Annotated in this window: 7 protein-coding genes and 4 pseudogenes; 3 read left to right on the top strand and 8 right to left on the bottom strand. The window is 58.3% G+C overall.

Going from position 1 to position 13,282, the window contains the following annotated elements:
- The first annotated feature begins 95 nt into the window (after window positions 1-95).
- On the top strand, window positions 96-545 hold the full coding sequence (locus tag LB547_RS24945) for a prephenate dehydratase domain-containing protein (RefSeq protein WP_140698304.1): 450 nt from the start codon (window positions 96-98) through the stop codon (window positions 543-545).
- A gap of 831 nt (window positions 546-1,376) precedes the next feature.
- Here LB547_RS24945 and hemN read toward each other — a convergent pair.
- The gene (hemN, locus tag LB547_RS24950) at window positions 1,377-2,732 is read right to left on the bottom strand and encodes an oxygen-independent coproporphyrinogen III oxidase (protein ID WP_064994188.1); all 1,356 of its coding nucleotides are present in this window, start codon (window positions 2,730-2,732) and stop codon (window positions 1,377-1,379) included.
- A gap of 200 nt (window positions 2,733-2,932) precedes the next feature.
- Window positions 2,933-3,400, bottom strand: coding sequence for a MucR family transcriptional regulator (locus LB547_RS24955; RefSeq protein WP_064994187.1), 468 nt, complete (start codon window positions 3,398-3,400; stop codon window positions 2,933-2,935).
- Between the two features lie 529 nt (window positions 3,401-3,929).
- Here LB547_RS24955 and LB547_RS24960 point away from each other — a divergent pair.
- Window positions 3,930-4,639: pseudogene (locus LB547_RS24960) on the top strand (cytochrome-c peroxidase).
- A 538-nt stretch (window positions 4,640-5,177) separates the two neighbouring features.
- Here the strand turns inward: LB547_RS24960 and tdh are convergent.
- The 6 genes and pseudogenes from tdh to LB547_RS24990 all read right to left on the bottom strand — a co-directional run bounded on the left by tdh (window position 5,178) and on the right by LB547_RS24990 (window position 11,295).
- On the bottom strand, window positions 5,178-6,212 hold the full coding sequence (gene tdh / locus LB547_RS24965) for an L-threonine 3-dehydrogenase (RefSeq protein WP_086081359.1): 1,035 nt from the start codon (window positions 6,210-6,212) through the stop codon (window positions 5,178-5,180).
- A gap of 651 nt (window positions 6,213-6,863) precedes the next feature.
- A pseudogene (locus LB547_RS24970) lies at window positions 6,864-7,379 on the bottom strand (hypothetical protein).
- A 5-nt stretch (window positions 7,380-7,384) separates the two neighbouring features.
- On the bottom strand, window positions 7,385-8,377 hold the full coding sequence (locus LB547_RS24975; protein ID WP_086081358.1) for an adenosine kinase: 993 nt from the start codon (window positions 8,375-8,377) through the stop codon (window positions 7,385-7,387).
- A gap of 109 nt (window positions 8,378-8,486) precedes the next feature.
- A pseudogene (metK, locus tag LB547_RS24980) lies at window positions 8,487-9,663 on the bottom strand (methionine adenosyltransferase).
- A 54-nt stretch (window positions 9,664-9,717) separates the two neighbouring features.
- Window positions 9,718-10,380, bottom strand: a pseudogene (gene glyA, locus LB547_RS24985) (serine hydroxymethyltransferase); the annotation flags it as partial.
- Window positions 10,381-10,464: 84 nt separating this feature from the next.
- A complete protein-coding gene (locus tag LB547_RS24990) occupies window positions 10,465-11,295 on the bottom strand; it encodes a hypothetical protein (protein ID WP_198327536.1) in 831 nt (276 codons plus the stop codon).
- 117 nt (window positions 11,296-11,412) lie between these two features.
- Between LB547_RS24990 and LB547_RS24995 the strand changes: the two genes are divergently transcribed.
- Entirely contained in the window at window positions 11,413-13,242 is a 1,830-nt protein-coding gene (locus LB547_RS24995) for a phospholipase D-like domain-containing protein (protein ID WP_176479562.1), read from the top strand.
- The last annotated feature ends 40 nt before the right edge of the window (window positions 13,243-13,282 follow it).

The raw sequence follows: 13,282 nt of genomic DNA on the forward strand, positions 1-13,282 counted from the left end.
ATTTTTTCTGCTGTAGATTCTCACGTAGCAGATGCCGACGGCGACCGCGCGCATCAGAACGAATCTGGACAACGAGACCAAGCTGCGAGCTTCTTGTGGGTCCGCTCGCTTCCACCGATCAATGCTATATTTTCGGTCATGAACCCGTGCGTGTGATTTTCATGAATGAGGGCTCTGACGCATTATCGATCGAGCGTGCCGAGGAAATGAACCAGCAATTCAGCCAGCCTCCAGCGGTCGACACCTCCGCGATCAAGCGGGTAGGGTACATTGGCCCTGAGGGGACCTGGACACATCAAGCCTCGCTAGACCTCTTTGGCGACCAAGTTGAACTCGTTCCGTTCAACGACGGATTGTTCGAAGCATATGAGAATGGCTGCGTCGACGTTGCATGCGTTCCAGCTACGACCTCTCTGGTCGGAACCACTCTCTACCTCGACCAAGTCCTGCGCTTGAGGTCTCCCAGGGTCATCGCCGAGTACCCGAAGGTCTTGAGCTATAGCCTGATGGCCAGCAAGGATGCGAGTTTCTCGATGAGTCACTAAGGTGCTTGGCCACGCCGTAGCCTTGCAGGAGGTGGCCGGGTCGCTCGACGAGAACATGCCCAATGTCGAGCGAGAGAGCCGTAAGGGAGCGACATCTTTAGTCGCTAAGCCTCGCCCTCGACAGCGGCATTTGGTCCTGCGCTTGGTGCCAAGCTGTACAATCTGCAGATATTGCGAACAGGAATTGAAGAAGGGCTGCATAACGTTAAGCGGTGGTGGGTGCTCGGGGGCAGGACCCCTGCGCCGACAGGATTTGACCGGACGACACTTCACCTCCGCGTTTCAGAGCAATCTCAGTTGTGTCCTGAACATGTTCTCGAAGGATAATTTAGCCGTTCTCAATGTCTATGAGCGTCCGACATGCGAGCGGCTGGACACCCATAAATATGTCATCGATGTCGCTGGCCATGTTTTGACGCACCCGGCGCTGGCTGCGTTGGCGGATATTGATGGCTTTAGAATTCTCGGGTCCTCCCACGTTGCTATTAGCTAAGGCTAGGGTAGTTTCTGCCCATAACTCCAAAACTGTTGATCCTCATCACTGATGAGAAGACACGACCGTGCCGCGCGTCCACGAGATCATCGCGCCGACGATCTTGTCGTTTTCGCTCAGTTTTCTTGCCTGCGAAAGTAGTATTCATAAGCACAAGACGTCGACCGGCCGGGCATCTCGCAAAACAAGTCACCATCGATGACTGTGTCGCGTTATCGGCGACACGCTCGTCCATTCGGGACCGTCAAACACTTCAATCCGCGCAGGGGGCGCCGTGACCGGGGCCTGCGGCGGTTTTAGGAGCTTGCCGTTCGGCACGAGCTTATCGCTTTGGCACCTCACGCTGATTGGCTGTGCTGTGGAACAACCCGGTCGAGAAAAGCATCGAATGCGGCAGCAACAGCGCGAACTACGAAACGATGCTCCTGCCGCACCCGGATGAAACCGTTTTCAATGTCCACTATCCCATCCTCAGCCAGCTTCGCCAAGCGTTCAGCAGCCGAATCGAGAAGGCGAGTTGGATCGAATCCAAAGGCCGCACAAATTGCCGGCACATCGGCCCGCAAATCGCACATCAGCCGCTCTATGATCACGGCTCGCACGCGGTCGTCGTCTGTGAGCCGGTAGCCTTTTGACGTCGCCAAACGGCCAGCTGCTATGTGCCGGCTGTAGGACTCACGTGTTACCTCGTTCTGGACGTAACCCTCGCCGACCCGCCCGATAGCCGACGCGCCGAAACCGATCAGGGTTTTGCAGGTGTCGGCCGAGTAACCCAGCGAGTTACGCCGTAGCCGACCACTGGTCTGCGCCAGCGTAAGTTCGTCGTCCGGCAAGGCGAAATGGTCGAGGCCGATCTCTTGGTAGCCGGCGGCGACCAGCGTCTCGGCCACGGCCGCAGCCTGTTCGGCGCGGGCGACGCTGTCCGGCAGCGCAGTCGTCTCGATCAGGCGCTGATTCTTTATCACCGATGGAATGTGCGCGTAGCCGAACACCGCAAGCCGGTTGGGGCGCATGGCGACAGTTGCCGCCGCAGTCTGGACGCAGGACTCTACTGTCTGATTCGGAAGACCGAAAATGAGATCGACGTTGATGCCGCTTACCCCATGCCGGCGCAGCTCTTCGACGGCAGCGGCCGTCTGCGCCTCGCTCTGGACGCGGTTTATCGCTTTTTGAACAATCGGATCAAAGCTCTGCACTCCGAGACTCGCGCGGCTCACATTGGCTGCTCCCATTGCTTCGGCAATCTCGGCCGTGAAGGTGCGCGGGTCAATTTCGACGGCGATTGTCGCGGACTCCCTGAACGCGAAGCGGCGGCGCAGGAGTTGGATCATGGCCAAGAACTCCGCTGCTCCGATCAGGGTCGGGGTTCCACCGCCGAAATGCACGTCGTTCACGACGAGCCCCTGCTGCACTTGCTGCCAGACCAAACGGATCTCGTCACGCAGAACGGCCAGATAATCGAGGATCGGACCCTGATTGCGGGCAATCGTGGTTGGGAAGCCGCAATACCAGCAAATCGATCGGCAGAACGGAATGTGGAGATAGAGAGACACCGGATCGTCAGCCGGCAGACCTCTTAGCCATTCCTGATAGCTTTCGGGCCTGACGGTGGCGGTGAACTCCGGCACAGTCGGATAGATGGTGTACCAAGGCAGGAGAGCCTCGCGATATTCTTTCAGGATAGAGGTCTGCAACAGTTTCCGTCCCAAGCTGAAAAGTTGGTCCTTTTACCGCCGCGGTCTCCTGTGTCCCTGCGCTATGTCAATTCCATTCCGCTTCGCGCGTGTAATCACGCCCTGCAAGGAAAAGGCGGGATTTGATCCCGCCTTTCTATGTTTCGCTCGCATCATGCCGATCGAGCTGCCAGCCCCTCAACGGGTCTGGATTGAGGAAGTCACGCTGGTACCTTCTTTCTAGACCGCTTCTCGGGCGCCGAGACTTCAGGCTCTTTCGGTTTGCGCCCAAGTCCCATTGTCTTGGCCAGGGCAGAGCGCGCAGCCGCATAGTTCGGCGCGACCATGGGATAGTCCGCCGGCAGACCCCATTTGGCGCGATATTCATCGGGTGTCAGCCCGTAATGGGTCGACAGATGGCGCTTTAGCGATTTGAATTTCTTGCCGTCCTCAAGGGAAATAATGTAGTCCGGCGTCACCGATTTTCTGATCGGGACGGCCGGCGTCAACGCCGTCGGCTCTTGTGCGGAGACGCGACCGGCCGCCGTGCGTTTCAAAGCTTCGTGCACTTGGCCGATCAGGGCAGGCAACTCCCCCACCGGGACGGGATTGTTGGAAACATAGGCTGAGACAACATCCGCGGTAAGGTCGATGAGGTTGTTGGCGTTTTCGAAGTCTTCTTCTGGCATGAAACTCTCCAGTGGATTGGTCTGCGGAGCGTGGCCTTCTAGTGATGATTTCCGACGAACGCAACAAATCTCGCGACAGGATTGTTCGGTGCTCGTCCAACATCGAGGTCTATAGCGCCAGTTACAAGCTGTCGCGACGCTGATCTCCTCGGAAATCGCCGTCCATAAGCGCCCGGTATCCGCCGTTCAGTCGCGATCTTGTCGGTTGAGTTGCGAGAGGACGACGCAGAAAAATTGTAAGCACCAAGAGCCGTGCACCTGGAAGACCTTGCGCGTACGAAACAGGTCGGCGTTGCGCCAGCGTGGGGCGACAGGCAACAGAACCGACCAAGCCCTCAGCGAACAAATAGCGATTGCGCGCCCGCCACTGTTGGTATCGGGGGCCGTCGGGGATAAATCGCAGTCACTATTTTCGCCGCTCGATCATCTTGGTCGACAGGCACCATTCCCTTGATCCACGGATCTAGCGCAGGGCGTTCGCAGGCCGCATGTGGAGAATGGTTTCCGTGCACATAGTCGGACTCTATCTATGAAAATTCTATTGCCTGGCGGTGGCTGTTGCGCTTGTGGCGGCCACAGCTTTGCTGAGCAGTCCCTTCCGCCAGACCTCAGGGAAACGGCACTGGCCATCTTCAAGCCCTTGCCATCCATACTGGCAGTCACCAACAACCCAAGCACACCGGAGAAGGTTGCCCTCGGCAAGGCGCTGTACTTCGATCCACGCCTCTCGTCCCCAGGCGTTTTCTCCTGCACTTCGTGCCACAACCTGGCCACCGGGGCGACGACAATCGTGAAACTTCGATTGGCCATGGTTGGCAGAAGGGGCAGCGCGACGCGCCGACGGTGTTTAACTCTGTCTTCAACAAATCACATTTTTGGGACGGTCGCGCCGAAGACCTGAAAGCTCAGGCCAAAGGGCCGATACAGGCCGGTGTCGAAATGGCCAACACACCGCATCGAGTGGTCGAGACGTTCAAATCGATGCCGCAATATGTGGAGTTGTTCCAATCTGCTTTCCCGGAGCAAGCCGATCCCATCACCCTCGAAAACGTGGCCATTGCACTCGCAGCCTACGAGGCGACACTGGTCGCGCCGGCCCCCTTCGACGCCTACCTCAATGGCGATGACACCCCCATTGATCCCGAAGCGAAACAGGGCTTGGCCCTTTTTATGGAAAAGGACTGCTCCTCCTGCCATTCCGGTGGGGAAGGCTATTATCCATTCGGCCTCGTAGAGTAGCCTGGCGCCGACATCCTGCCGGAGAACGACAAGGGACGATTTGCCGTCACCAATGTACCAGATGATCCTATGTTTTCCGCGTGCCATCGCTGCGCAACGTAGCAATCACCGCGGTATACTTTCATTCGGACAAGGTCTGGGACCTGAGCGAGGCGGTCGCCATCATGGGCACCACCCAGCTTGGCCAAGAGCTAGCGCAAATCGAAATCGATCGGATCGGTGCCTACCTTCATTCGGTGACCGGAAAGCGACCGGAGATCACAAATCCCGTCTTGCCAACTGAAACGCCCACAACACCTCGACCTCGATCCTAGGCATTGCGAAACAGGTGATCGCGTCGGAGCCAGTGAGCGTTCCTTGACCCATCTGGCGAATTGCCACAGGCGCTGCCGTCCGATTGGGCCGTGATAGGTCGCGGCGCGATTGAGCGTCGCACGTTGATGGCAGGAGCCATGGTTTTGCACCAGCCATGCTCCCGCTCTTGGAGATCTTCGGCAGGCCAGGGCGCTGTCCGTCAGCATTAGGCCGGCCAATCGCCTCACCAGTCCATCACCACCTTGCCCGAACTACCGCTGCGCATCGCATCGAAGCCGGCCTGAAAATCGTCGATTCCGATGCGGTGGGTGATCAGGCCGGAAACATCCAGCGGGCCCTGCACAAGCGCGATCATCTTGTACCAGGTCTCGAACATCTCGCGGCCGTAGATGCCCTTGAGATGCAGCATCTTGAAGATGACCTTGTTCCAGTCGATCTCGAAGCCGGTCGGCGCGATGCCCAGAATGGCGATCTTGCCACCATTGTTCATGGTGTCGATCATGTCGCGGAAGGCGGGGGCTGCGCCCGACATTTCGAGGCCGACATCAAAACCCTCGGTCATGCCGAGTGCCGGCATGACATCGCGCAGCTTTTCCTTCGAAGCATCCACGACATGCTGGACGCCGAGTTTTTTGGCAAGCGCCAGCCGCACCGGATTGATGTCGGTGATGACCACTTTTCGCGCGCCGACGCATTGGGCGACGAGCGCGCCCATGATGCCGATCGGCCCGGCGCCGGTGACCAGCACGTCCTCGCCGACCAGATCGAATGACAAAGCGGTGTGAACGGCATTGCCCAGCGGATCGAAGATCGCGGCGATCTCGTAGGGCACATCATCGGGGATCGGCACGACATTGTGCTGCGGGATCGCCAGATACTCGCCGAAGGCACCCGGCCGGTTGACGCCGACGCCGAGCGTATTGCGGCAGAGATGCCCTCGCCCGGCACGGCAGTTGCGACAATGACCGCAGACGGTGTGGCCTTCGCCCGACACGCGCTGGCCGAGCTTGTATTCGGTGACCGCCGCGCCGAAATCGGCGACGGTGCCGACGAATTCATGGCCGGTAACCATCGGCACCGGCACCGTCTTTTGCGCCCACTGGTCCCAATTGTAGATATGCACGTCTGTGCCGCAGATCGCCGTCTTTTTGATCTTGATCAGCACGTCGTTGGGGCCGATCTCCGGCACCGGCACCTCTTCCATCCAGATGCCCGGTTCGGCCTTGGCTTTCACCAGCGCCTTCATCATGTTCGACATCAGATGCTCCTTACACCTTGGTTTGATTCCACTCTCGCCTCTCCTCTGGTAGCCGCACAACGGAAAGGTGGGGTTCGGAGAGCACAGCTGAGATTTCTGGACCGATGGGTATGTCGAGGCTGCCATGGTGTCGAAGCAACACTCCACCGCGAGCGGCGCGTGAAGATCCAGTTCCAGCGAACCTCAGCGGAAACCGAGCAAGCGCCGCGCCAGATGCAGCGAAGTTTCAATTCAAACGATGAGGAATGAGAGTAGCTTGCGGCTCGGGCTATGTTGTCGATGTCCGCCACATGCGGCGCAATCACTCTACACGATGCTCTCGATGGTCGATCTCACCGCGATATCTCAATAGTGCGGACGCACAGGCGGCATCCGCAAACGTGCCCCTCGGTGAAGTGTCTGCTGACCGCTGGCTGTGTCAGAGCCAGAAGCTCATGGACGAAGCCGCCTTCTCCCACCTCGTGCTCTAGATCATCCGTCCTCTGACCAGAAGCGGCTTCCCAGATAGCCCCGCCGCTCAGTCGTCCAGCGGGCCTTCGGCTGGACGACAATGCCGAGCCCCCCTCGTGTCTACCGACCTGCGCGCGGCTTCTCGATGGCGTCCTTTCTGCCTCAAATTATCCGCGAAGCCCGCTGGTCACATATTTGCCGTCACAGGGACCCAGCGGCCTGCGCCTGGGCCTTCTCCCGCAGCGCCCCTGCTGCAGCGACCATGTTGATGAGGGCAGGGCGGATCTCCTCCCATTTCCTTGTTTTGAGACCACAGTCCGGATTGACCCACAGTTGGCTATCCGACAGTCGCTCGCGGGCAAGTTGGGCGAGATGCAAAATCTCGCCGACTTCTGGGACACGTGGTGAGTGAATGTCGTAGACGCCAGGACCGATTTCGTTCGGATATTAGGACTTCGTGAAGGCGTCTAGCAGTTCCATTTTGGAGCGCGACGTCTCGATCGAGATGACGTCCGCGTCCAGTTCAGCGATAGAATCGATGATCATTGAACTCCGAGTAGCACATATGCTGTGAATTTGGGTCGCGTCCTCCACGCCGGTAGAAGCGAGGCCGAAGCATTCGACAGCCCAGCCGAGATAATGTTTCCATAGGTACAGCCGATCTCCCCCCTTGAGGGTCCCTTGAGGGGGAGATGCCCGGCAGCACCTTGCCGATATGCCCCCTACAACAACCCCGCCTGCTCAGCCTCGCGGCACAGATTCTGCCGAGGCCTGGGGCCGATCTGCTGGATCACCAAGCCGGCCGCCAGTGAGCCAAGGTCGCCGCAGGTCTGCAGGTCGCGGCCTTGCGTGTAGCCATGCAGGAAGCCGGCGGCATAGAGATCGCCGGCGCCCGTCGTGTCGACCAGTTCCTTGATGGCGGTCGCCTTGATCACCACCGTCTCGTCGCCGCGCACGATCACGGAGCCTTTTTCCGAGCGGGTCACGGCGGCGATCTGGCAATCCTTGCGGATCTGCGCCAGCGCCTCGTCGAACGAGGATGTCTGGTAGAGCGATTTGATCTCGTGGCTGTTGGCAAAGACGATGTCGACCGTGCCCGAACGCATCAGCTCGAGGAATTCGTCGCGGTAGCGGTCGACGCAGAACGAATCCGACAGCGTCATCGACACTTCGCGGCCTGCCGCGTGCGCCAGCTTCGCCGTCTGGCGGATCGCTTCCTTGGCGCGCGGCGGGTCCCACAGATAGCCTTCGAAATAGGTGACCTTGGCGCCAGAAGCCTTATCGGCCTCGACATCCTCCGGCCCAAGCTCGACGCAGGCGCCGAGATAGGTGTTCATCGAACGCTCGCCGTCAGGGGTGACGAAGATCATCGACCGCGCCGTCGGCGGCTCGCCCTTGAGCGGCGTGGTGTCGAAGGCGACGCCCTGTGCATGGATGTCGTGCGCGTAGATTTCGCCCAGCGCATCGTTGGAGACCTTGCCGAAGAAGGCGGCGCGGCCGCCAAAGCTGGCGACGCCGGCCGCCGTGTTGCCGGCGCTGCCGCCGGAGGCTTCGATCGCCGGGCCCATGCGGCTGTAGAGCAGTTCGGCGCGGTGGGTGTCGATGAGGTTCATCGCGCCCTTGATGATGCCGTTGGTCTCCAGGAATTCCTCGTCGCACTGGGCAATGATGTCGACAATGGCATTGCCGATGCAAAGCACGTCATAATCCGGCATCAAAATCTCCGCCAAAAACCCGAGCCGGCTTCTTGCCACGCCGGCCCGGGGTGTTTCTTTCGAGTGTGGAATGGGTCGTCCTTTGCCGAAAGGATCCAATACCGACGCATCAAGCAGCTGCGGGTCCTGCCTCACGCGACAGGTCGTCAGCTCTGTCCGTCTTTTCCCAGGTGAACTCCGGCTCTTCGCGGCCGAAGTGTCCGTATGTCGCGGTCTTGCGGTAAATCGGCCGTAAGAGATCCAGCGCCTTGATGATGCCTTTCGGCCGGAGATCGAAAAGCTCAAGGACGGCGCGTTCGATCCGTTTTTCATCAATCTTTGCGATTCCGAATGTATTGATGAGGACTGAGACCGGTGCGGCCACACCGATCGCGTAAGCAAGCTGAACCTCGCACACCTCCGCAAGTCCGCTGGCAACGACGTTTTTTGCGACGTACCGCGCGGCATAGGCGGCCGACCGATCAACCTTGGACGGGTCCTTGCCCGAAAAGGCACCGCCGCCGTGACGCCCCATGCCGCCGTAGGAATCGACGATGATCTTGCGGCCGGTAAGCCCGCAATCGCCTCGCGGCCCGCCGACCACGAACCGGCCGGTTGGATTGACCAGGAACCTTATTCCCGTCGTATCCAGGTCATGGGGCAAGACCGGCCTTATGATCTCCTCAATGACGCCTTCGCGGACGGTGGCCTGTGAGACCTCATCATCATGCTGCGTCGACAGGACTATGGTATCGAGCGCTACCGGTCGCAAACCTTCATAGCGGACGGACACCTGAGATTTAACGTCCGGGCGGAGCCAGCCAAGGCGTCCAGTTTGGCGCACCTCTGCCTGTTTTTTCGTCAAATCGTGAGCAAGTTGGATTGGCAAAGGCATTAATGTTTCGGTCTCGTTGCATGCGTACCCGAACATGAGGCCCTGATCTCCCGCTCCCTGCTCGAGATCCTGCCCTCGTCCCTCGTCGACCCCCTGGCTGATGTCAGGCGACTGCTCGGTCAGGGCCAAGATCACCGCGCAACGACGGCCCGTCAAAGCCGATCGCATCGTCGTCATATCCAATGTCCAAAATGATATCGCGGGCAACTTGGCTGTAGTCGATCTGCGCGTGGCTGGTGATCTCGCCAGCCAGAACGACCATCCCTGACTTCACCAACGCTTCACAAGCAACGCGAGCCTGAGGATCCTTGCGAAGAATCGCATCGAGGACGCCATCTGAGATATTGTCGGCCATCTTGTCGGGATGTCCCGCGCCGACGGATTCGGAGGAGAACACGAATTGTCTGGTCATGGAATATCCTCGCTTCAAACGTTGGAATTAAATGTGACAGCTGATCCGGCCATCTTATCTGTCGGAGATGCCAGGTACGTCGAACGCAGCGCAGAAGTCGGCCGTCACTGCTGGCGTGCCTAACCGAATGCCGCTGGTGAGCGCGGGATGCCGCCGGTCGCCCGGCACCATGTTGAAATTCGTGATGATACCTGCTTGCGACAAGCGCTCGGCATAGGCTTTCCCGGACAGCGGCCGGTCCCGTAGATCAAGGATCAGCATGTGATTGTCAGTGCCCCCCGTGACGAGTTCATAACCTCGCTCCAGAAGCGCCTGGGCCAGAGCCTTGGCGTTGTTGACGATCTGCTGACCGTACACTCGGAACGACGGATTCCCTGCTTCGTGCAGAGCGACAGCTAGCGCTGCAATCGTATTCATGTGCGGTCCGCCCTGCAGGAGAGGGAACACGGCACGGTCTATGCGTTTGGCCAGATTGTGTTTGCTCTTGGAATGATAGAGTGCCTGATAGCGGTCTTCATTCCTTGACAGTATGAAGCCACCGCGGGGACCGCGTATCGATTTGTGAGAGGTGCTGGTGACCACATCGCAATGGCCTACAGGATTGGGGTGCACTCCTGCGACAACGAGGCCGCTGATGTGGGCGATGTCGGCCACCAGGTAGGAGTTCACCTCCGAAGCAATTTTGGCCATTGCCTCGTAGTCAAAGATACGCGGATAGGTGCGGTACTTTTCCGAATGTCATGATTTTGAGCGCCTTCTTGAAATCCGCCCCAGGCGTCATTGGCGTCGAGCCGATCGCTCTCAGTCCAACTGGCCCGGAAAATTCACTTTTCGCCCAGCTTCGAGATTGCGCACGATATTTTCGACTGCGATCTGGTAGAACTCACCGACATGGAAGGCCATGGCACCATCAAGGTTTCGTTGGTGATATGAAATGATGCCGATCACGCAATTCACCAGAGCGACTACAGCGGACTCGTCCAAGGGGTAGTCGGCGTAGATGGCATTCGGATCACTGAAATAGCGCTTATCGAGATGCGCGAAGAACTTGTCCCGCCGGCCCATGATCATCGCAATCGTCGTCCTGTGGGCTTCCAGCTCATTGAGCTGTTCCTTGATCAGGCTTGGAGATGGTGTCCCCGATTTCCAGGCGATGTGCATCTGGTTGTCGAGGCAAAACTCGAGGAACCTGAATAAGCTGCGGTCGCTGCGCCTTGGACTTTCAAGCAGCTTGGCAGTGGCAAGATGGAGATCGACTTCGATCGAGCGCATGATCTGGTAAAGTAGTGGTTCTATTCGCCAGAGCCTGTCCCCGTGCTCTTCGCATTGTTTCAATAGGGACGAATACGTTGCCAGCTTGATCACCAGACCCGGTGGGTTGTTCCCATGGACAAGCGCGGCATAGCGCCCGAGGCGCTCTTCATAGTTGGCCTGAATCTGTGCCTTCATCGATCGTCGTTCCTTCCGGAAAGAACCGGCAATCGCACGCACAAACCTGTTTCGGCGCAACCGCAATGAAAATTTGCCCGCCACCACCCATGCCGAGCGGCGGCAATTATTGCTGACGTTGAAGTGTGAGCCCGCTGTAGTGTCGCCATATTCTGCGCCATCAAGTATCTGGCTAACTAACATGTGGTCACATGCCACAAATTTTTGCCATAAGCATGATTGATTCCATTCAGAACTTGAAATTCAATGTCATGGTTTGGGAGAGATAATCCCGTTCAGCATTGCCATGAGGAGGGAAGAATGCGGAAAATGGGGGCATCCGATAACGGCAAGTTGAAAGTGCACGCCATTGCGGGGACACGCGTCGTGTTGCTGGCGCTGGATCTGTCCAAGGCGGATGCGCGGGGGTTGAGAGGCTTCGCGTTTCGACGCCGCGTCAATGGTGGTGAATGGTCGTGGCTGACAGGACTGAAGATATTCGAGAAGCTGTTCCCGCAGGGCGTCAAGGCTGCGGAGGATGGCAAGATACCGCGGTTCTTCACGAACGAGCATCCGATTCAAAGCTTTATGTGGAGCGACTATCAGGCCAATCCGCAGACCAGATATGAATTTGAAGTCTCGGCCATGTTCGGCGAGCCGGGTGCGCTTGAAGCCCGCCATACCGCAAGTATCGACATTACCACCGAGGCAGAAGACGACGGCAGACATGGTATCTGGTTCAATCGTGGTGCCATCGCCAGCCAGGCCTTCGCCGAAAAGTTCGGCAACAAGGCGCTCGGCGACGACGAGTATAACGATCCGGAAAACAAGGAGGTCGCGTGGTTGTCGCGCGGCCTGCTTGAAGCGTGTATCGCCCATATTCGGGAGACACCCGCGGGCGATGGGCTGCGCGTGGCGGCCTATGAGTTCACATATTTGCGCTTCGCGAAGGAGTTGAAGGCTGCTATCGACCGTGGCGTCGACGTACGCATAGTGTTCCACGACACAAAGGTCAACAACGCGAACGCAGAACTGGCTGGGCTAGCGGAGAAGGTTGGCAACCGCACGATACTGTTTCGGCGCACGAAAACCAAAATCCCCCACAACAAGTTCATCGTGCGTCTTGCTGGCGGGACCGACCCTGTCTCGGTCTGGACAGGCTCGACCAACTTCACGCCCTCCGGCTTTCTGGGGCAGACGAACGTCGGACATAAGGTGACCGATGCCGGGGTTGCAAAAACCTATTTTAAATTCTGGACCGGTCTCACCAGCGATCCCGATGACGACCACGCAACGGTTGCAGCTGTCGGTCTGACCCCCAACCCAGCCAATCTTGTCGGTCCTGGCGTCACGCTTGTGTTTTCACCGCGCACCAGCACGCGAATGCTCGATTGGTACGGCGCGCGTATCGCGGACGCAAAAACGTCCTCCATGTTTACGGGTGCCTTTTCCGTCGATCCCAAGATTCTGGCGCCCATGGCCGCGAAAGGGCCGTCGATGCGGTTCATTTTGCTCGAGCGGCCTCCGACCGAGGCAATCGAAAAGGCACAGCAGGAGAATCCAGCCGATCTGCAATTCTCGTACGGCGCCATCCTTGGCAAAGAGAAGATGGAAGTTGAAGAGCGGACTGGGCGTAGCGCCACGGGAAAAAAAGTCACCAAGATCGTGCCGATACCTCATTTCAAGATCGAAAGTTGGTTTCTCGATGAGGAACTGGAACGCCAGAGCGGCGATGGATTCGTCTTTTTCATCCACACCAAATTCCTGCTGATCGATCCTCTATCTCAGGATCCGCTGATCTGCACAGGATCGGCGAATTTTTCCGGAGGCTCCCTTACCGCAAATGACGAGAACATGCTGTTGATCCGCGGCGACACCCGGGTCGCTGATATCTACCTGACAGAGTTTGACCGGATATTTCGCCACTTCTACTCTCGCGACATCATCAACAAGATCGAAAAGTTGGGTGGCGAAGCCAAGGTTGGGATACTTGATCCATCGGGCAAATGGCTCATCGCCTACTATGCCGACGACAATGCCAAGTGTCACAAGCGACAAATGTTCTTCGCCGATCCGGACGCAAGTTGGAGCCAGGCGGCACCGGACGATCACGACATATTCAAGGGCGAAAAGAAGCTGCCTGTGATTTGACCTGAAATGGGCCCAAGCGTTCACCAGGCGAGCGCCACCT

This window comes from Mesorhizobium sp. B264B1B (genome assembly GCF_020165765.1).
Lineage (GTDB): Bacteria > Pseudomonadota > Alphaproteobacteria > Rhizobiales > Rhizobiaceae > Mesorhizobium.

Excerpts from the sequence above, each read along its gene's own strand:
- LB547_RS24955 (WP_064994187.1), bottom strand. The coding sequence starts at position 3,400 with ATGCCAGAAGAAGACTTCGAAAACGCCAACAACCTCATCGACCTTACC.
- tdh (WP_086081359.1), bottom strand. The coding sequence starts at position 6,212 with ATGTCGAACATGATGAAGGCGCTGGTGAAAGCCAAGGCCGAACCGGGC.
- LB547_RS24975 (WP_086081358.1), bottom strand. The coding sequence starts at position 8,377 with ATGCCGGATTATGACGTGCTTTGCATCGGCAATGCCATTGTCGACATC.
- LB547_RS24990 (WP_198327536.1), bottom strand. The coding sequence starts at position 11,295 with ATGTTAGTTAGCCAGATACTTGATGGCGCAGAATATGGCGACACTACA.
- LB547_RS24995 (WP_176479562.1), top strand. The coding sequence starts at position 11,413 with ATGCGGAAAATGGGGGCATCCGATAACGGCAAGTTGAAAGTGCACGCC.